The 18,286-nt window shown below is 46.7% G+C and carries 19 protein-coding genes; 9 read left to right on the forward strand and 10 right to left on the reverse strand.

The annotated features are described in order from the left end of the window. Window positions 1-5: 5 nt before the first annotated feature. Window positions 6-1,088, reverse strand: a complete 1,083-nt coding sequence (locus HUN05_05845) for a GGDEF domain-containing protein (protein WDP84725.1) — start codon at window positions 1,086-1,088, stop codon at window positions 6-8. 194 nt (window positions 1,089-1,282) lie between these two features. After that, window positions 1,283-1,849 carry an HDIG domain-containing protein gene (locus HUN05_05850; protein WDP84726.1) on the reverse strand — a complete coding sequence of 189 codons (567 nt, stop codon included), beginning with the start codon at window positions 1,847-1,849 and terminating at the stop codon, window positions 1,283-1,285. 115 nt (window positions 1,850-1,964) lie between these two features. Between HUN05_05850 and HUN05_05855 the strand changes: the two genes are divergently transcribed. Continuing rightward, complete coding sequence (locus tag HUN05_05855; GenBank protein WDP84727.1) at window positions 1,965-3,698, forward strand: response regulator; 1,734 nt, start codon at window positions 1,965-1,967, stop codon at window positions 3,696-3,698. Beyond that, the gene (locus HUN05_05860; GenBank protein ID WDP84728.1) at window positions 3,698-4,549 is read left to right on the forward strand and encodes a pantoate--beta-alanine ligase; all 852 of its coding nucleotides are present in this window, start codon (window positions 3,698-3,700) and stop codon (window positions 4,547-4,549) included. The genes HUN05_05855 and HUN05_05860 overlap by 1 nt, the downstream gene beginning before the upstream one ends. On the opposite strand, the gene HUN05_05865 is transcribed toward HUN05_05860, so the two are convergent. The 3 genes from HUN05_05865 to HUN05_05875 form a co-directional block, all read right to left on the reverse strand. Next, entirely contained in the window at window positions 4,530-5,411 is an 882-nt protein-coding gene (locus HUN05_05865) for a hypothetical protein (protein WDP84729.1), read from the reverse strand. The two genes, HUN05_05860 and HUN05_05865, sit on opposite strands and share 20 nt — an antisense overlap. Then, window positions 5,401-5,928 (reverse strand): molybdopterin-guanine dinucleotide biosynthesis protein B, encoded by a 528-nt coding sequence (gene mobB, locus HUN05_05870; GenBank protein WDP84730.1) that lies wholly within the window; start codon window positions 5,926-5,928, stop codon window positions 5,401-5,403. Before mobB ends, HUN05_05865 begins: the two co-directional genes overlap by 11 nt. Before the next feature lie 204 nt (window positions 5,929-6,132). Further along, window positions 6,133-7,302: an IS4 family transposase gene (locus HUN05_05875; GenBank protein ID WDP87947.1), complete on the reverse strand. Its 1,170-nt coding sequence runs from the start codon at window positions 7,300-7,302 to the stop codon at window positions 6,133-6,135. Window positions 7,303-7,459: 157 nt separating this feature from the next. On the opposite strand from HUN05_05875, the gene HUN05_05880 reads away from it, so the two are divergent. Beyond that, a complete protein-coding gene (locus tag HUN05_05880) occupies window positions 7,460-7,990 on the forward strand; it encodes a shikimate kinase (protein ID WDP84731.1) in 531 nt (176 codons plus the stop codon). A 28-nt stretch (window positions 7,991-8,018) separates the two neighbouring features. Then, window positions 8,019-8,987 (forward strand): helix-turn-helix transcriptional regulator, encoded by a 969-nt coding sequence (locus HUN05_05885; GenBank protein WDP84732.1) that lies wholly within the window; start codon window positions 8,019-8,021, stop codon window positions 8,985-8,987. Window positions 8,988-9,003: 16 nt separating this feature from the next. Here the strand turns inward: HUN05_05885 and HUN05_05890 are convergent, their stop codons facing one another. From HUN05_05890 to HUN05_05900, 3 genes are read right to left on the reverse strand one after another with little or no spacing between them, the layout of a single operon-like run. Further along, window positions 9,004-9,801 carry a 4Fe-4S binding protein gene (locus HUN05_05890; protein WDP84733.1) on the reverse strand — a complete coding sequence of 266 codons (798 nt, stop codon included), beginning with the start codon at window positions 9,799-9,801 and terminating at the stop codon, window positions 9,004-9,006. A 30-nt stretch (window positions 9,802-9,831) separates the two neighbouring features. Next, window positions 9,832-10,554 (reverse strand): anaerobic ribonucleoside-triphosphate reductase activating protein, encoded by a 723-nt coding sequence (locus HUN05_05895; protein ID WDP84734.1) that lies wholly within the window; start codon window positions 10,552-10,554, stop codon window positions 9,832-9,834. Between the two features lie 8 nt (window positions 10,555-10,562). Next, a complete protein-coding gene (locus HUN05_05900; protein ID WDP84735.1) occupies window positions 10,563-12,671 on the reverse strand; it encodes a ribonucleoside triphosphate reductase in 2,109 nt (702 codons plus the stop codon). Between the two features lie 169 nt (window positions 12,672-12,840). Here HUN05_05900 and HUN05_05905 point away from each other — a divergent pair, with 169 nt between their 5' ends. Continuing rightward, window positions 12,841-13,089, forward strand: coding sequence for a hypothetical protein (locus HUN05_05905; protein ID WDP84736.1), 249 nt, complete (start codon window positions 12,841-12,843; stop codon window positions 13,087-13,089). A gap of 2 nt (window positions 13,090-13,091) precedes the next feature. On the opposite strand, the gene HUN05_05910 is transcribed toward HUN05_05905, so the two are convergent. After that, on the reverse strand, window positions 13,092-13,667 hold the full coding sequence (locus HUN05_05910) for a CoA pyrophosphatase (protein WDP84737.1): 576 nt from the start codon (window positions 13,665-13,667) through the stop codon (window positions 13,092-13,094). A gap of 209 nt (window positions 13,668-13,876) precedes the next feature. Here HUN05_05910 and HUN05_05915 point away from each other — a divergent pair, with 209 nt between their 5' ends. The 4 genes from HUN05_05915 (at window position 13,877) to HUN05_05930 (ending at window position 17,259) form a co-directional block, all read left to right on the forward strand. Then, on the forward strand, window positions 13,877-14,695 hold the full coding sequence (locus tag HUN05_05915; protein WDP84738.1) for a hypothetical protein: 819 nt from the start codon (window positions 13,877-13,879) through the stop codon (window positions 14,693-14,695). A gap of 73 nt (window positions 14,696-14,768) precedes the next feature. After that, a complete protein-coding gene (locus HUN05_05920) occupies window positions 14,769-14,951 on the forward strand; it encodes a hypothetical protein (protein WDP84739.1) in 183 nt (60 codons plus the stop codon). A gap of 56 nt (window positions 14,952-15,007) precedes the next feature. Continuing rightward, window positions 15,008-16,168, forward strand: a complete 1,161-nt coding sequence (locus HUN05_05925; GenBank protein WDP84740.1) for a hypothetical protein — start codon at window positions 15,008-15,010, stop codon at window positions 16,166-16,168. After that, complete coding sequence (locus HUN05_05930) at window positions 16,114-17,259, forward strand: hypothetical protein (GenBank protein WDP84741.1); 1,146 nt, start codon at window positions 16,114-16,116, stop codon at window positions 17,257-17,259. The genes HUN05_05925 and HUN05_05930 overlap by 55 nt, the downstream gene beginning before the upstream one ends. A 12-nt stretch (window positions 17,260-17,271) precedes the next feature. Here the strand turns inward: HUN05_05930 and HUN05_05935 are convergent, their stop codons facing one another. Next, window positions 17,272-18,138 (reverse strand): hypothetical protein, encoded by an 867-nt coding sequence (locus HUN05_05935; GenBank protein WDP84742.1) that lies wholly within the window; start codon window positions 18,136-18,138, stop codon window positions 17,272-17,274. Between the last annotated feature and the right edge of the window lie 148 nt (window positions 18,139-18,286).

An 18,286-nucleotide genomic window follows, 5' to 3' on the forward strand; every position in this document is an offset into this window, starting at 1 on the left:
CGCGTTTAATTCAAAAAACAATCCCTGGTCCATGGCTCGGCCGTCTTGGGCTCGCATACTTTGATCAGCCCGGGCATTACCGTGTTTCTGCCGTTGACCTTTGCCTTGTAGAGCATGGTGTCTGCATCTTCGATAAGCCGGGAAATGTCCGTGTTGGCTTCAAGCTGTGAAACCCCGAAACTGGCCGTAATCCTTATGCTGGCACCGTTGAACGGAATCCTCAAGCCCGCAATTTTGCACCGGAGCCGGTCGGCCAGCTCCATGGCCTTGGCCTTGTCTGTTTCCGGAAGGATTGCAATGAACTCTTCCCCCCCGTACCTGGCCAGGACATCCCCTTTTCTCATGCCCTGCCTGATGAGCAGGCTCACCTCTTTGAGGACCTGATCTCCCCCCAGATGCCCATGGGTATCGTTGACTGATTTAAAATGGTCCAGGTCAAGCATGAACAGGGACAAGGGGTTGTTATGCCGGGTGGCAGAAGAGACATGGCCCTTGAGCTGATTTTCAAACTCCCGTCGGTTATAACATCCGGTCAAAGGATCAATCACAGCCGCATCTTTGAGGTTTTCAATTTTAATCTGTTTGGACAGGGCAGCAGCGCATCCCTGGAGAATGAGACGGATCACCTCATCCTGAAAAGAGGTCATTCCTTTTTTGGGCATCATATAGAGGCGTGAAAAACAATTTTCCTCTTTAAGGTCATAATGAACCAGGGTATTAAGGCTGAATTTTTCCTGACATTCGTCCTGCTCAAACTCATGGTTTAAATAATTTAAATCCGAAGGATTTTTAATGCTAAAATCCTTGAGTATAATATCTTCAATGGAAGTCTTGTACATCCTTGGATCCAGCCAGACATCAAGTCCGGCCTCTTTTTTAACCACAAAGGCAAAAAGCCTGTACCCCAGAAGATCTTTAAGGCAAAGGGCCACCTCATTGATAATTTCCTTTGAAGAGGATTTCTGGTTCAAGGCCAGAATGTGCCGGGTCAAGTTATTCTGGGCCGCAGCCCTTTGGATAGAGGAACTGAATATCAGGCTGAAAAAAGCGGTCACAGTATTGCTTAGTTTATTAAGGGTCTGATTCATGGATTTTCCTTTTCAATCGGTGCAATTCCTTTGAAAAGAGAATAAAGCAAGAGGTGTGCCAAAATTTTTTGTTAAACCAAGGGGTTGACTTGTTTTGGGGCAGAGGGGGACTGCGGTCAAAGGGGAAAAATGTGCAGGGGAGTTCCACACCTCCCTGTCAGTCTTTTGACAGGGAGGTGCTCGGGAAGTGAATCTTAAAGGGTGCCTTTCAGGCCGATCTCTTCTGCCACGGGCCGCATCCCCATGATGACCTCGGACAGGTCCATGTCCAGAAAATCAGCCCCTTTCTGAATAACGGTTCTGTCCACAGCAGCGGCAAACCGTTTGTCCTTGAATTTCTTTTTGACGGACTTGGCCTTGATGTCCAATATGCTTTTAGAGGGTCTGACCAGGGCCGCACTTGACACAAGCCCGGTCAGTTTGTCTATGGCATACAGGGTTTTTTCCATTCGGGTTTCAGGTTTAACTTCCGAGCAGATTCCCCAGCCGTGGCTGACAACGGCCCTGATATATTCCGGCGGCCAGTGAAGGTCTTCAAACAATTGAACGCATTTGACACAATGCTGGTCCGGATACATCTCATAGTCAATATCATGGACCAGACCAACAATTTTCCAGGCGTCAAAATCTTCCCCAAAACGGGCGGCAAAATGTCCCATCACAGCTTCTACGGCCAGGGCGTGGCGGATCAGTCCGGGTTTGGAATTGTATTTTTTAAGCAGATCAAATGCCTCTTTTCGGGTGGGCTTATGGGAATTCATTCTCAATCCTTGCAATTTCATTTATTTTAGGTACAATCCTCATAACCTTTAACCCATAAGATGTCAATTGGTGAAGCCTTACTCCATGCAGACCAGGGAAAAAAAAGATGGGTTGTTGACAGAACCGCAGCAATGGTCTGCCAAATTGTTTCTTTTAGCAGGGGCATGGGCTGTTTTACTGGTATTGTTCGGTCTTGGGTTTTGGGCTTTTCCCCAAATTCCGCGATGGATATTTTTCTATCTCTGCCTGGGTATTCATTTTATTTTTCTGGCCGGGGTTTTTTTGGCTGTCAAGCAGCGTCACACCCAAACAAGGCGTTTGCACGCCCAGTCCCTTGAATTTCACAGTCTGGTTTCCCAGACCCGGGATTTATTGTGGGCGTTGGATGCAGATCTGTGTATCACAAAAAAACTGGGCCCGGGCCAGGATATGACAGGGTATTCTGCCCAGGAATTGATCGGCATGCCATTTGCCCGTCTGCTCTCTGAAGAGGCTGCCAAGGAATTTAACGGACTGGCCCGGCAGAATCAGCCCTTTTCCATGGAAACCGAAATCTGTCTGCCCGATGGGCAGGTTCTGGCCATTGAAGTTTCAGGAACCCCGGGAAAGGGCAATTTTTTCTGCCAGGGAGTGATCCGCAATATCTCAGAGCAAAAGCAGAGAATTCGTGACACCAAAGCGGTTGAAGAAAAACTGGGCCGGGCAGAAAAACTCAAAAACCTGGGACTGCTCGCAGGAAGCGTTGCCCATGATTTGAACAATATTCTGTCCGGGATCGCCACATATCCGGAGGTGCTGCTTCTGGACGAACATCTGGATCCAAAGATCCGTCAGGGTCTTATCATGATCAAGGACTCGGGAAGAAAAGCATCCTCCGTGGTTTCCGATCTTTTGACCATTTCCCGGGGCATCAAGGCGGAAAAACAGATTCTCAATCTCAACACCCTGATCGAGCGGTACATGGCCGCGCCTGAATTTCATAAGATCACAAAGACTTATGCCCAGGTGGAGATCGAGGTGATCACCGAGCCGGAACTGATGAATATCAGCGGTTCCTATATTCATATTGAAAAGGCCGTGATGAACCTGGTGCTCAATGCGGTTGAAGAGACTGCTGCACAAGATCGCGGCCGGGTCACCTTGTCCACGGCCAATTATTATGCAGATCATCCCATTGTCCATGGCCAAAAAAAAGAACTGCCCCCCGGGGAGTATGTGATGCTCACCGTGGCGGACAATGGTTCCGGCATTCCCGAAGATTGCCTGGACAAGATATTTGATCCTTTTTTTACCCAAAAAGAGATGGGCAAATCCGGCACCGGCTTAGGGCTGACCGTGGTGCTCAATGCGGTTCAGGATCATGACGGGGCCGTTTGTGTGGCATCCGATTCCCAGGGGACCCAGTTTAAACTGTTCTTTCCGGCCATCCGGGCGGAACTGCCGAAAATAGATATTCCCGGGTCTGTGGAGGAAATTAAAGGCCAGGGAGAAACCCTGCTGATTGTGGATGATCTGCCCAGCCAGCGCAAAATTGCAGCCACCATTCTTAAAAATCTGGGATACAAGGTGTTTTCCGTGGCTGATGGCCTGGCTGCCACGGAATTTGTGAAAAAGACCCCTGTGGATCTTTTGATTCTGGATATGATTATGGACCCCTTTATTTCCGGCCTTGAAACCTATGAGCGGATCAAGCGGATCTACCCGGACCAAAAAGCAATTATTGCCAGTGGACATTCAGAATCACAAGATGTATTAAAGGCCCAGAAGCTGGGTGCGGGCTGTTTTGTAAAAAAACCTTACACCATTTTAGACATGGGCATTGCCGTAAAAGAGGAACTTGAGAATTAATGGATATTTTAAAGACAAAGTCAAGGATGCAGGCCTGGTCCGGAATTCAGAAAAAAAAAGGGAAAACCATCAGTTTTGTCCCGACCATGGGCTATCTTCATAAAGGTCATCTCTCCCTGCTGGAAATCGGGGGTCCCCTTTGCGATGAACTGGTGCTCAGCATCTTTGTCAACCCGACCCAGTTCGGCCCCAACGAGGATTTGGATGCCTATCCCCGGAGTATTGAAAAAGATCTGGCTATGGCCGAAGCTGCCGGGGTCACCGCTGTTTTTCTTCCCAACACCCAGGAGATGTACACCCAAAATTATCAGACGCGGGTCTCTCTGGACCATCTGCCCAATTTTCTTTGCGGAAAATCAAGGCCTGTTCATTTTGGCGGGGTGGCCACGGTGGTCACCAAATTGTTTAATATTGTTCAGCCGGATGTGGCCATTTTCGGTAAAAAGGACTATCAGCAGCTCCAGGTGATCAAACAGATGACCCGGGATCTTGATTTTAACATTAAAATCATCGGCGGAGAGATTATCAGGGAAGCGGACGGGCTGGCCATGAGCTCCAGGAACGCCTATCTCACCCCTGACCAGCGGCAGTCTGCCCTCTGCCTTTCCCGGGCCATTGAACTTGCCAAAAAAATAGTTGCACAAGGAGACGTTTCAATTCTGCCCATTGTCAAAGAGATGGAAACCTTTATCCATTCCTTTGATCATACCCGGGTTGATTATATTGAATTCTGCGACCCGGAAACCCTTGAACCTGTTGATCTCATTGAATCCCAAACCCTTGTGGCCATGGCCGTCCAGGTGGGAAAATCCAGGCTTTTGGACAATGGGCTTATTGATCTGCCACAATAACCACTCGGCATTCTTTTAAAAATTTATGCCGTTCTGTGGATTTTTCCAGGCTCTTTGCATCTTTCATGCTCACCATAACCGCATTGGTTTTGTTGTCGGCTTTTCGCAATGCCTTGAACACCAGGGGATTGGATCCGATCCTTTTAAAGGAAAGCGCGGTTTCCATATCGCATAAATAGGTGGCCACCCCGTATTGGACGGCAAATTCCCGGCTGACAAACATGGACGAGTAAATTTCTTTTCCCTGTTCGCTGACAATGACCGGATAGAGAATGGGATCAAGGCCAAGGTCCCGGGCATCCACCACCAGGCCGGTATAGGGGATTTTGTTGATAGGGATTTCAGGCCGGTTTGATTTGCCCTCTGGTACGGGTTTGGACTTCATTTCAGTGATTTTAGGGATCTGTCGGATATGGTCCGGCAATACCAATTGGAGGAATCCCCCGAAAATTCGGGTTTCCATTTTAACCTCCACATCCATGGCAGAGGTATACAATTGCTGGGTAATGACGGCATCCTGGGCTGTTTTTTCTATCCCGGCCAGGATTACATCATGGGCGGAGGCATACTCCCCCACAGTGAGATCAGGGGAAATTTTAATCTGCTTTAAGATGGTGATGATGTTCCTGATGGCATTGGCCCTGGCGGATCCGGGCATGGCCGTTGGGCCAGCCTCCGTATTGATTTCCGGCTGGGCATGACCTGTAACCATGACCTGGCCGGTGCTCCAGTTGATCGCCCCGTTTTCAAACGATTGGATGCAATAAGAGGGGGCTGCCCTGACCCATTCCGGACGAATGGCCCAGGCCAGGATCATTGTGATGGCCACGGCCCGTCGGATGTAAAGGAATTCAGGTCTCATTTGTCTTTTCTTTTTCGGGTAAAATATAGGATGCCTCTATAAAGTCTGCCAGTTTTACCGCCTCTTCCAGCCCGAACACAGGGATGTCGGGGCGATTGGGGCGGATATTTGAATCTGTTACAAACGCAGCCAGATGGGGATCTTCAAGGCAAAAGGGAGCCTTGTGATCGCTGTCGGTTCTGAAGATTTCTATCTTGGGCTGGGCCTGGCGTTTAAACCCTTCAACAAGGATCAAATCCATACCCCCAAGATAGTCTTGCATTTTTTCTATGGGCTTTCGGGAATCGTCCTTTACCAGGGCCACCCGGGAATCGGTGATGACCAGTGCAGCATCGGCCCCGGCTTTTTTATGGCGCCAGCTGTCCTTTCCCTTTTTATCAAAGTCAAATCTGTCATGGGTGTGTTTTACCGATCCAATGGTGTAGCTGCGCTTTTTTAACTCGTGTATCAGTTTTTCAGCCAGGGTGGTTTTACCGGCGTTGGATTTGCCAACAATCAAAAGTATCTGAGGGCTCATTATTTTTGCTGTCTTAGGGGTAGTTCAAATGATTTAAAATAGAGCCCAGCCCAAAGAAAGTCAAGGCAGCAGCCATATTGTATTTTGTTCTGGGTTTCGCCCCGCTTTTCAAGGCGCTTTTAGCCTTGCAAAGCAGCACAAAGGCATGTATTTCTCTTTTAGTAATAACAGGCAAAACAATGACTTTTTTTCAGTGATGTCCGGTTAGGTTTTTGCTTGCTCAATAATTTTTTGATCTTTGACAATATTGTCCCTGTTTGAACTATGAGAGCCCTGCTCCTCGCAGCCAAACAGGTCATTTAGAATGGCGGTTCGCAGTTGCCGAACTCTTTTGATCGTGACCTTTTCATTAAACTGTTTTTGGCAATGGATTGCCAGTAACAGGTAAGTGATAAGGCCGCCAAGAATCTGAACCATAAGGCCGTATTCACTGCGGGCAATGAGATGATATACCTTCAGATGTTCTTTCCACCATTTGAAAAAATCCTCAATGGTCCACCGGAGTTTATAAATTGTTGCTATTTGTTCCGCTGTTAAATCATGCCTGTCAGTTGCCACATAGTATTTGACGCCAGCAATTTTATAGCCAACAACCCGAACAGGCCTTTTCGTCTGGTTTTGATTCGGAGTACCAAGTTTAACCAGTGCATCATAAAAAATGTAGCTGTCGGAAGGGGTCTCGTGGTTATCAATAATTGTTCTTGTTGTCCTGGTTTTTATACGGCAGACAAAATGTTTGCCTTGCTCCTGAAGCAGGTCAAATTCTTTATGGGATTGATATCCACGATCCATAACACCTGTTTGCCCCTTGGAAAGTATTTTGGGAACAAAAGTGCGTTCAGCGCCGTTGCCTTCAGTCAAAAAGATTTTGTTTGGGATTCCGTGATTAATGTCAAATCCGCAATGTACTTTGGCTTTTTTACTTCCTTTTCTGTAGTTCGCCCAGTGCATTGAAAGGACTGCATTTATGAGACTACCGTCAATGGAAACCAACTCTCCTAACTCGGCGTGTTCACCCGGATGACACTCAAGAGCCTGTTTATAAAGATCCTCAAAGATAAATTGCAGTTGTTCGAGTCCCCTGTGATTGATGGCTTCACAGAAACTACTACGGCTGATACCACCGTCTGGCGCAATATTTTCTTTAGCAAAAACATTCTCCTTGAGATCCTGAATTAAATGTCGGGCAGACTTGTGCTCCTGAAGATGGAAATAAACCAAAGCATTTATCTGGTCTTCGAATGTCATTTTTAAAGGGCGGTCTCCTCGAGATTGTAATTCCGGTGCTTTTGAAAGTGACTTTATCAGAGGGCACCTGAAATTGTCAAAGTTCAGGGACCGTAGTTGTTTTTTAGGGACTGAGATGTGCGTCATTTGAGCTCCTTGAGTTAAATTTTCAAGGCGCACAAAAATTTTTACGCACATTTGTCAACACAAAACCGACTGTTTTTTCAATGATTTTAGATGCTTTTTATATGCAACAACCTAACCGGACACTACTGACTTTTTTTAGATTGCTGGGAAAGGATTGATGGAAATTAAAAATAATCTGGCCTTGATCGGTATGCCGGCGGTGGGCAAGAGCACCGTGGGCGTCCTGCTGGCCAAAAAAATGGGGTATGCATTCCAGGATACCGATATTTTAATTCAGACACAAGAAGGGATGACCCTGGCCCAGATCATCGAGGCAAAGGGGCGTAAGACTTTTTTAGACATTGAGGCCCGGCATCTGATGGGGCTGGGGTGTTCCTCCCAGGTGATTGCCACGGGCGGTTCGGTTATTTACAGGGAGGCTGCCATGATCCATCTTGCACAAATGGCGACCATTGTATACCTTAGTGTTGATCTGCCCGTACTCATGACCCGGCTGTCCGACCTGGAAGCCAGGGGGGTGGCCATTGGTCCGGGCCGGGGGGTTGACGATCTTTACAAAGAACGGACGCCCCTGTATGATAAATTCTGCGATATTAAAATTGACTGCGGGCAGATGTGGCCGGACCAGGTGGTCTCTGCCGTTTTTGAGGCGGTTTGTTGCCCAAACCCCGCCCGTATGGACAAATAATGGCATGATGCCGGGAAGGAATCAGGTTATGGATGAGATGCTGACAACAAAAGAGGTGGCCAAATTTCTCAATGTGAATGAGAAAATGGTCTATTCCCTGATTGCGGAAAAAGGTCTGCCTGCATCCAAGGTGACCGGAAAATGGATATTTCCCATTGACCTGGTCCGTCAATGGGTGGAAACCGGGACGGAAAATTATCCGGAAATTGCCCCCCTACCTCCTTATCACGGCCTGGTACTCATCGCAGGGTCCAATGATCTGATTCTGGATGCCTTGATCACCACCTTTAACCTCAAACACCAGGAGCACATGGCCATGTTCGGCCTTACCGGAAGCATGGGCGGGCTAAAAGCCCTGCGTATGAACCGATGCCATATTGCCGCCTCTCACCTGGTGGCTGACAATAAAGAGTATAATTTCCCCTTTATTAAAGATGAGATGAGCCAGGTGCCGGCTGTGGTGAATTTCTGCCAAAGGGAGCAGGGCCTGATGGTGGCAAAGAACAATCCAGAACAGATTTTATCTGTTCTGGACCTGGCTGCAAAGGGGCTGACTATGGTTAACCGTCGGCTGGGCACAGGCACCCGCCAGCTCTTTGATCGCGAGTTGAAAAAACAAGGGGTTCTGGGTGAGGCCATAAAGGGATATGAGACCTGTCTGCCCCGTCATATGGATGTGGGGATTGCTGTCCTGTCCGGGGCGGCCCATGCCGGCCCGGGGATCCGGGCGGTTGCCAATATCCTGGGGCTGGATTTTATCCCCCTGAACTGGGAGCGGTTTGATCTGCTTGTCAACAAGGACCGGTTTTTTGACAAGGGTATTCAATTGTTTTTATCTTTGCTCAAGGGCAAGGTGATCCAGCGGACTGCTGAAAAATACGGGGGGTATGACCTGTCCATGACCGGCAAGATGGTCTATCCTGAAACCGATCTTCCGTCTGAAGAGTCTTCGGACAAAAAAGATATTGTTGGAGACCCCCCGCAGGGCAAGGGGTGATTCTCCAACAAACGGTTTAGGCGATCTCCGGAAAAAAGATCTGGGGATCTTTTCTGGTGCTGCAATTTTCGTTCAGCCATTTTGCCTTGTCTTTCATGGGGCCTTCTTTGAGAGATCTTGCATTCTGGGGGCAGGCCTTGATGCAGGCACAGCAGAAGATACATCTATCATCAATGGTGGCATATCCCTTTGTTTCATCCACAGCCTCTTTGGGGCAGGCCGTGACGCATACCCCGCAGTCATCACAGTCATCTGAAACATCAATAAAGGCAAAGGCCCCTTTTCCCATCCCCTGTTTGTAGGGATGATTGCCCGGCACCTTTAGAGCGCCCGGGGCTTTGCCGGTCTCTAAGTGTTCCGCAATTTTTTTCCCAAAGGCAAATGCCTGTTCAAGGTCCTGGGCATCCGGCCGGTTTAAGGCCGTGGGAAATTCTGTGCTTGAAAAGGAATGCTCTCCCACAAAGGCAGAGGCGGCCATGGGGTCAAATCCGCAGTCCTGTGCAATGTCTGTAAGCTCTAACAGGGCATCGTCAAATTCCCGGTTGCCGTATACCACGACGGGCACCACCGGGGTGTGGTCGGCTTGAAGGGTTTTAAAGTAATCTGCTGCATCTTTTGGGATACGGCCTGAATACACAGGTGCCCCCATGAGGACAATCTCATTTTCAAACTTGGGAGCCAGCTGAAATCTTGTTGCAGGCAATGTGATATCAACGACCTTGGTCACCTTTTTTCCCATGCCTTTGGCAATTTCTTCCAACACGGTCCGGGTGGTCTGGGTGGGGGAAAAATAAATAAGCGTGATCTCTTTCATAAAATCTCCTTTATTCTAAAAGCGTTTAAATTACCTGATGGCCGCTTTTTGTACGAAGGGTGAGATCGTCTGCTTTAAATCTTCCATCTCATCTTGGGTAAAAAAATGGTGGTCATCCGTTAAAAAACTGGGGTCCAGAATATCCACATTCCGGGAGCAGTTCTGGAGTATATAGGTTGATGCCCCTTGAATCATCTTGCCGATTTTTGCCATGATTTCCCGGGTAATAAAGGGTCTGGCACAGGTGGTCCTGAACTCATAGCCCAGGGCCTTGTCTATGATCAGGTCAATGGACTCCCGGATGCTTTCCACTTCGGATGTGTTTTTCATCACCAAGGGGTAGTGTTCAAGATCTGTTTTAATGTCCATTGCCAGATAGTCCACCAGACCCTGTTCCATGAGGCGAGCCAGGATTGCCGGCCGTGTGCCGTTGGAATCGAGTTTGATCTTGAATCCCATATCCCTGACCCGACGGATGAAATCCGGCAAATCTTTTTGAAGGGTGGGTTCTCCCCCGGTAATGGCCACGCCCTGGATCATGCCCCTGCGCCTTTTAAGAAAGGCGAAAATTTCCTCTTCGGTAAATTCCGGGGCTGTTTTCTTGTCCGTGCCTGCCCTGTTCACAGGCCCGGCAGCAAGTGCCGGGTTATGGCAGTAGGGGCAGGTGAAATTGCAGCCGGGCGTAAAGACCAGGCAGGCAATTTCACCCGGGAAATCAATGAGGGTGTTTTTTTGAAATCCGCCGATATGCATGGGCTGTCCTAGGATGCCACCTGGTGGGTATTATAGGTTTTTCTCATGCAAAATTCGGTTTGTTTGCCGTTGTTCCACTGGCTCACAGGTCTCAGATATCCGACCACTCTGGAGTAGACTTCAGTCGGTGCATCGCAGGTCTCGCATCTTTCATGCTCACCTGAAATATACCCGTGGGAGGGGCAGACGCTAAAGGTCGGGGTCAGGGTAAAATAAGGCAGGCGGAAGGTGTTGGACACCTTGGACACCATCTGTTTGACCACTTCAATATCCTGAACTTCTTCGCCCAAAAATAGGTGCTGGACCGTGCCGCCGGTATATTTGGTCTGAAGGTTGTCCTGGAGTTCCAGAGCCTCAAACAGATCATCGGTGTAGTTTACCGGCAGATGGGTGGAGTTGGTGTAAAAGGGGTCGCTTCCGTTCTGGAATTCTTCTTCATTGGCGCAGATGATGCTCTTGAATTTCTTTTTGTCCAAATTGGCAAACCTGTAGGTGGTGCCCTCTGCAGGGGTGGCTTCCAGGTTGAAGATCTCGTCGGTGGCTTCCTGCAGATTTTCAATCTTGGATCGGATATGATCCATGACCTTTACGGCAAACGCCTGGCCCTCTTTGGATGCAATGCCGTACTTTTCACCCATGAAGTTGATGCAGGCCTCGTTCATGCCCAGGATGCCGATGGTGGAAAAATGATTCCGCCAGTATACCCCGGTGCTTTCCTTGATTTTTCTTAAATAGAATTTTGAATAGGGGTAGAGATCTCCGTTGGTGAATTTTTCAAGGATTTTACGCTTGATGCCCAAAGATTCCGCAGAGATGTCAATGAGGTTGTCCAGGCGGTCAAAAAAGTCGGCTTCATCTTCGGCCACATAACCGATTCTCGGCAGGTTCAAGGTGACCACCCCGATGGAACCGGTCAGAGGATTGGCCCCGAAAAGACCGCCCCCCCGTTTGCGCAGCTCCCTGTTGTCCAGGCGCAATCGGCAGCACATGGATCTTGCATCTTCGGGATCCATGTCTGAATTGACAAAATTTGAAAAATAGGGAATGCCGTATTTTCCGGTCATTTTCCATATGTTTTCCAGTTTGGGATTGGCCCAGTCAAAATCTTCGGTAATATTATAGGTGGGGATGGGAAAGGTAAACACCCGGCCCTTGGCATCCCCTTCCATCATGACCTCGGCAAAGGCGGCATTGATGATGTCCATCTCATCCTGGAACTGGGCATAGGTCTCTTCCAAATATTGGCCGCCAATGATGACGGGGCTGTCCTTAAGGGTGCCGGGAACAATCAAATCCATGGTGATATTGGTAAAAGGGGTTTGAAACCCGACCCGGGTGGGGATATTGATGTTGAATACAAATTCCTGAAGGGCCTGTTTGACCTCTTTGTAGCTTAGGTTGTCATGTCTGACAAAAGGGGCCAAAAGGGTGTCAAAATTGGACATGGCCTGGGCCCCTGCAGCCTCTCCCTGGAGGGTGTAAAAGAAATTGACAACCTGTCCCAGTGCGCTTCTGAAATGCTTGGGCGGAGAGGATTCCACTTTTCCAGCCACCCCTTTGAACCCTTCAACCAGAAGGTCCTGGAGGTCCCAGCCCACACAATACACAGACAAGAGGCTTAGATCGTGGATGTGAATATCACCGCTGTAGTGGGCATCCCGGATTGCAGGCGGGTAAATGCGGTTGAGCCAGTATTCTGCGGTAATGTCCGAAGAGATGTAATTGTTCAGGCCCTGGAGGGAATAGCTCATATTGGAGTTCTCTTTGACCTTCCAGTCCATGCGGCTGATATAGGATTCCATGAGGCCGACGTTCTCGTCAATGGCAATTTTACGGATCTGGTTGTGCTGTTCCCGGTAGATAATATAGGCTTTGGCAGTCTTATAAAAGGGGGAGTCTAGCAGGACCCGTTCCACAATATCCTGAACTTCCTCTACTTCCGGAACAGAGCCCAACTGAAGGTCGCGTGCCAGGGTCAGCACTCGCATGGTCATTTTTTTGGCATCCCTGCCGTTGAATTCTCCGGTTGCCTCACCTGCCTTTACCAGGGCATTGGTGATCTTGGAAGAATTAAATTGCGCAACCCGTCCGTCACGTTTTTTGATCTGCTCAAACATGTACCCACCTCTTGAAATCTGATTGAAATTAGCATATCTTGTTGTCTGTGCCGCCGGAAACATTATCGTGGACGTTCCGGGCAGGCCTCAGATCTATCGCAATATATAGTTGGCTGTCAAGAGAAAAAAGCTATATATTGTGGTTTCAACCTAACACCCTGGAAATGCAATGCAACTGGATCAAAACCCTTTTTTTAGAAAAGCCATCGTGCCCTGGTATGACGCAAGTTTTGCCTGCTGGACCCTGATCTGGGCCATGGTGATTGTGTTTGGATTCTCTTTGGGCGGCATCTGGGTGGTCAGCACCACCCCTGAATTTTCAATGCACATCTGGTTTCCCTGTATGCTGGCAGGATTGTCCGGATTTTTGGCTCTGAAGGTGTATTTGCGGTTGCAGGCCAGGGCCGGAAACGATTAGATTTATCCCCTGAATCCCTGGACCACTTCAATGAGGTGGTGGAGAATTTTAGCCGTCACCCCCCAGATCACCACATCTTCGTAAGGATAGGTCAATTTCATGATACTGGGCTGGCGCCCGGCATAGCCTTTTTCTTTGTGAATTGTTTCAAGCAGGGCAAAGGGAATTTTAAAGACCCTGGAAATTTCTTCCCGGTCAAAACAAATCTGGTCCTTTTGATTCCATATTCCGGTAAATGCCTGGATATCCTTGTTGTTCAGGGTCTGAAAATGCCCGATGGATCCTGTGACCGCAACATTGTCGGCAATGATACCCATCTCTTCATTCAGCTCCCTTAGGGCGGTCGCCTTTGGGGAGGCATCCTTTTTGTCCACATGCCCCCCTGGAAACGCCATCTGGTTTCTCCAGGGATAGCCTTGGGTATCTGCCTTCTGGATAAAGAGAAGACTGGGGTCTGAATTGAATAAAAACAGGGCCATTACAGAGGTGGGCTGGTAAAGTTCAGGGTCCGGGGGCAGGGGGTGGTCTGCCGTCTCAATGGCGGATTGAATTTGTTTTGTACATCTTGCCTGGTCCATGGGCCTCCGATTCAAGAATTTAGGCTCATAAAATACATCTGATCCTTTTTCTTGTCAAACGCCGGGCAGATGATCCTTTAAATTGTTGGCTGATCTGCCCTTTTTTTCTTGACCCGTCTGATCGTAATTGATTATTGATAGGAATCATAAGGTTTCATTTCTTTTTTCCGACGATCAATACCTTATTTTCTTTTTAGTGGAGGTTCTTGATGAATTTGATAAAAATTCTTTCAAAAGTCAATCAGATAGAAAAAATTTCTTTTTTAAAAATTCTGGATAAATTCTGCGAGGAAAACAGAGATAAGAATCCTAAAATAGATAAAATCCTCACTGAGAGTGACAACATGCTGAAAAAGGCTGAAGACTCAAGCATCGTTCAGTTGTTTAGCCTGTTAAGGGATGAATATATGAAGCATCTTGAAACAGGCATAATCTTCAGCAACCATCAATTGGATATCGTTGTGGAAATCTTTGTTCGGGATGGAAACCAAATGATGTCTAAAGATTGGTTTTCAAAACTCTATAAACAATCATTATCTTCTTTGAAAAAGCATATAAAGCGGATAACTTCTGAGATTGCAAAAGAAAAAAGTGAGCTTGGGCCTGAAAAACGAAGAGATTATAAAATATATCAAAGTTGTGTGAAAACAGCCTTTACCAATGACATTCAAAATAATAGGGAAGAGCGCATTTCATGGTCTGAAAGAACCATCCTTCATACATTATCCACAAAACTCGGGCTTTTGCGAGAAGAAGAAAAATCAATTAGATATTCTGTTGTACCACCTGAAAGGCATGAGATAGATGAAATAATTACGGAATTAAAAGAAACAGGTATTATTTTTTTTAATCGGAAAACAAACACAATATTTGTGACGGATGAAATTATTTACCTGTTAAGAAAGATATTGGGCATTGAACTTCCTAATAAATATTTGCGTAGGATTCTTAAACATTTGAAAGATCCAGAAATAAATCTCATTGCGCGACACTATAACCTGGGCGCATTCCTATTTTCCCGGTTTTAAAAAGGCCTGTCTTTTAGAGCAAAAAGAATGATATCCTCTGTTACGCTGAAATGAACATAAATGGATTGTGCTAATGAAGAAAGCTGAAGATTGTAATACTGTTGATGAAGTCCTTGCATGCCTCAAAGAACTGGAAGAAGATCCAAATCGCTTGGTTCGTAACGCTAACGAATTAGAACAGATGGAGCAGGAAATCCTTGAGTATACAAATCGGATAAGCGCCTTTTTTTTAAAAAAAAGATCCAGGCCTCAGTAGATTCCTCTGAACAGGTCGACCAAGAAAAAGAATTGATGTCCAATTGGCCGGGACGGATGAAAAGCGAAGGGCTTGAGACCGTTTGGATTCAGCTTTGTACAGATAGTTCGGTTGATATTCATGTTCGATACTATCGAAGGTCCTGTGACCGCCGAAAAGGAAAAAGATATAAAGGTGCATACGCTGGCTTAATCCTTCTTGGAATCCATGATCGCTGCTCGCCTGCTTTGGCTTCTATGGTGAGTTCTTGGTCAGCCTTATTAAGTTCTTTTGAAGAAGTCCGTCAAGTGCTTTGTGACCGTGGGATGACGTTGGGTATAAAGGTCATCCGTAAACTGACCTATCGGTACGCAGAGCGGGCTCGAGCCGAACAACAAGCGGGCCGAATCCCATTAAATGATAGAGATTTACTTGAAGGGCGGCGAGTCGTTATCAGCACTGATGGTGGCCGCACTCGGCTCAGAGAGAAGAAAAGGGGACCAAAAACCCAAAAGGATAGAACCCGATTTCGTGGGGCATGGCGAGAACCCAAGCTTTTGATCATTTATGTAGTGGACGCCCATGGAAAACAAGAAAAAAGCTTTTCACCATTTATTGATGGCTGTTTCAATGGACCGGATGGTGTATTCCACTTGTTAAAGGGTTATTTGAACTCCCTTCATATTCAGAACTCAGACAAAATACTGTTTGTTGCAGATGGGGCACATTGGATTTGGAATCGAATCCCCGGACTGCTAAAAGCATTGGGTTTGGCTCCTGAGCGTGTGTATGAACTTCTCGATTTCTACCATGCAGTTGAGCATCTGGGTACAGTAGCAGGCTTAAGGAAGACCTGGTCATCCAAGGAACGCAAACGCTGGGTATCGAAGCAGCGAGGTCTTCTGCTGAAGGGAAAGGCGATTGAGGTGGTACAGGCCGTCCAGAAGCTTTGTAGAGGCAGAAACAGTAAGGCTATCAAGACGGAACGGGATTATTTTGTGCGCAATGAACTGAGGCTTAATTTCTCAACTGTAAAAGCGTTGAACTTACCTATTGGCAGCGGTGCTATTGAAAGTTCGATTCGGAGAGTCGTGAATTTACGTCTTAAAGGTCCATGCATCTTTTGGTATCGGGAGAATGCAGAAAAAATGATTATGCTGCGATCATTTTATAAAGCAGGGCGTTGGAACTGCCTGAAGCAGATGGCAAACATGCACAATCCAGTGCCAGCGGTATAACCGGGAAAATGGGAATGCGCCCCTATAACCTTGATCGGAAATTGGACAGGCCCGGGAAGATACAGGCCATTATTGAATGGGGTATTAATGCTACCTCATTATTAACTGAGGATATATATAAAAAAGGAGTGACAAAAGTTGAGAAACCCAAACGAATTCAGAATTTGATACTCAAAGATCTCAACATTGATTTGCCTAAAATGGGAAGATCTTTGGAAGAAAGGGTATGTATCCTACTTGATTTTTTGAGGAACCAAGAAAAGGAAGATACCACATCATTATCAAAAGACGGTTTGTCAAAATTACTCTCCTTGCTCATTGAATTTAAGCCGGATTTGAATCAAGTTGTTAAGTTGGAATTTGAGATTCAAAATGAGGATGTCATGCATGCCGGGTTGCTAAATGACTATAATATCGGGCCAAGAGATTTATTGTATTTGATTCCAAAAAAGGATCTGATTGAATTTTGTAAAAAGAATCAAATAAATTCTCGTGGGAATCTTATTCGCAATATCATAAGCAGCTTTAGAAATATCCAGGACTTATACTTTGATAATTATGTTGAGATTGGATGCCGAGACCTTAATACCTTAAAAGACAGAGGGCTGGAAATAAGAGAAAGTGAACTCGGCCTGCTGTATGAAAAAGTTACAAAGGATATTCTTAAGAAGCTTGGGTTTAATGTTGATGAAGCATTAAAAAAGAAATTAAATACTGCCCGATCAAAGATGGATATCCTTATTAATATAGGGAATCAGGATGTTATCATTGTTGAATGTAAAACGATCAAAGACAAAGACTACAATAAATATACAGCAGTTTCCAGGCAATTAAAATCCTATGAAAGCAATTGTAAGAAAAATGGCTATCATGTAAATCAGGTGGTTATTGTGGCCAGTGATTTTACTGAGGATTTTATCAGTGAATGTGAGTATGATTTGGACTTGAGCATTTCATTGATTTCATCTGTTGATTTGATAAAAATTTATGAAGGCTTGAAAGAGTCCAAGTACGACCAACTGCCGGTAAGGCTGTTGTTAAAAGACGGTGTGCTGAGCGGGGATAGAATTGTAAAGGCCTTGAATCGGTAAGATAAACCTTTGTTAATTTTCCCGGGTGTTCAACTGCCGGTAAAAGGCCTGCTCAATGGCCTTGACCTGGTTGAGACGGTCTTGGGTGAGAAAAATTTTAAACAGCGGATCAGTGGCGGTATAGTCTTGTTCAAGCAGCTTTTGTTCAAGAATGGAAAGCACCTGGATGGAGACATCGCAGGCAGGGTAGCCTTTGTCATCTAGGTGGATGTACTTGTCCTGGTGAATTTGGACAATATTATTGATGTCCACCAGCTTGACATTGCCGGCCGGCGTGAGAATCAGATTGCCCATCCCGGCAAGGTCCGGGATATAGCCGGTCTGGTCCATGAGGTTGCGGACCCTCCTGACAAAGGCGGCCATATTTTTAAAGGCCTTTTGGGCCCGGATATCTTTGGGCGTATCGTGGGCCATGGCAGAGAGCAGGGCCAGGACGTTTTCTCTGCCTGAAAGCCGCCAGGGGTCCAGAATCTCTCCGTCCACATATTCCTGAAGGCCGCAGAGCAGGATTTTTCCGGTATCATTCTGCCCGTAATCGGCAATGAACTCTTCGGATCTTGCAATGAATTTGGGCCCGATATATTCCACAAGGGTATTATACCGTTTGATCTCAAGGAAAATTTCCTCCTGGGTTTTAAACCGGTGTCTGAAGATCCTGAACATTTTTACGGGCCTGGCCCTTGGAAAGACACGGATGCCGTCCTGGACAACACCTGAGCTCTCTTTTTCCACATCAGAGGCCAACACCACCTCAAAAATATGGGATCTTAATCCGGACCTGTAAAATTTACGGAATACATACAGGTCTGAATTCCGGATAAAGTTGAGTTTTTTGACTTCGCTTCCGGATAAATGGGCCTGATTTCTGATGTCTTTCATGGCTTAGCTCTACCAGAGAATGCAAATTTCCTCCAGTTGTTCTTTAACGAATGTGACCGGGCCAAAAAAGAATAGGGTGAAAACCGCCCTGAAACCGGGTGGCAAAAGACGTCATTTGGGGGTATGATAAATTCAATTTCACCACAGG

The sequence above is a fragment of the Desulfobacter sp. genome (assembly GCA_028768545.1).
Classification (GTDB): domain Bacteria; phylum Desulfobacterota; class Desulfobacteria; order Desulfobacterales; family Desulfobacteraceae; genus Desulfobacter.

Coding starts and splice junctions, on each gene's coding strand:
- mobB (WDP84730.1), bottom strand. CDS start 5,928: ATGAGCCCTCAGATACTTTTGATTGTTGGCAAATCCAACGCCGGTAAA.
- HUN05_05880 (WDP84731.1), top strand. CDS start 7,460: ATGGAAATTAAAAATAATCTGGCCTTGATCGGTATGCCGGCGGTGGGC.
- HUN05_05865 (WDP84729.1), bottom strand. CDS start 5,411: ATGAGACCTGAATTCCTTTACATCCGACGGGCCGTGGCCATCACAATG.
- HUN05_05850 (WDP84726.1), bottom strand. CDS start 1,849: ATGAATTCCCATAAGCCCACCCGAAAAGAGGCATTTGATCTGCTTAAA.
- HUN05_05860 (WDP84728.1), top strand. CDS start 3,698: ATGGATATTTTAAAGACAAAGTCAAGGATGCAGGCCTGGTCCGGAATT.
- HUN05_05845 (WDP84725.1), bottom strand. CDS start 1,088: ATGAATCAGACCCTTAATAAACTAAGCAATACTGTGACCGCTTTTTTC.
- HUN05_05910 (WDP84737.1), bottom strand. CDS start 13,667: ATGGACCAGGCAAGATGTACAAAACAAATTCAATCCGCCATTGAGACG.
- HUN05_05925 (WDP84740.1), top strand. CDS start 15,008: ATGAAAAGCGAAGGGCTTGAGACCGTTTGGATTCAGCTTTGTACAGAT.
- HUN05_05885 (WDP84732.1), top strand. CDS start 8,019: ATGGATGAGATGCTGACAACAAAAGAGGTGGCCAAATTTCTCAATGTG.
- HUN05_05890 (WDP84733.1), bottom strand. CDS start 9,801: ATGAAAGAGATCACGCTTATTTATTTTTCCCCCACCCAGACCACCCGG.
- HUN05_05900 (WDP84735.1), bottom strand. CDS start 12,671: ATGTTTGAGCAGATCAAAAAACGTGACGGACGGGTTGCGCAATTTAAT.
- HUN05_05915 (WDP84738.1), top strand. CDS start 13,877: ATGAATTTGATAAAAATTCTTTCAAAAGTCAATCAGATAGAAAAAATT.
- HUN05_05920 (WDP84739.1), top strand. CDS start 14,769: ATGAAGAAAGCTGAAGATTGTAATACTGTTGATGAAGTCCTTGCATGC.
- HUN05_05935 (WDP84742.1), bottom strand. CDS start 18,138: ATGAAAGACATCAGAAATCAGGCCCATTTATCCGGAAGCGAAGTCAAA.
- HUN05_05875 (WDP87947.1), bottom strand. CDS start 7,302: ATGACGCACATCTCAGTCCCTAAAAAACAACTACGGTCCCTGAACTTT.
- HUN05_05895 (WDP84734.1), bottom strand. CDS start 10,554: ATGCATATCGGCGGATTTCAAAAAAACACCCTCATTGATTTCCCGGGT.
- HUN05_05905 (WDP84736.1), top strand. CDS start 12,841: ATGCAACTGGATCAAAACCCTTTTTTTAGAAAAGCCATCGTGCCCTGG.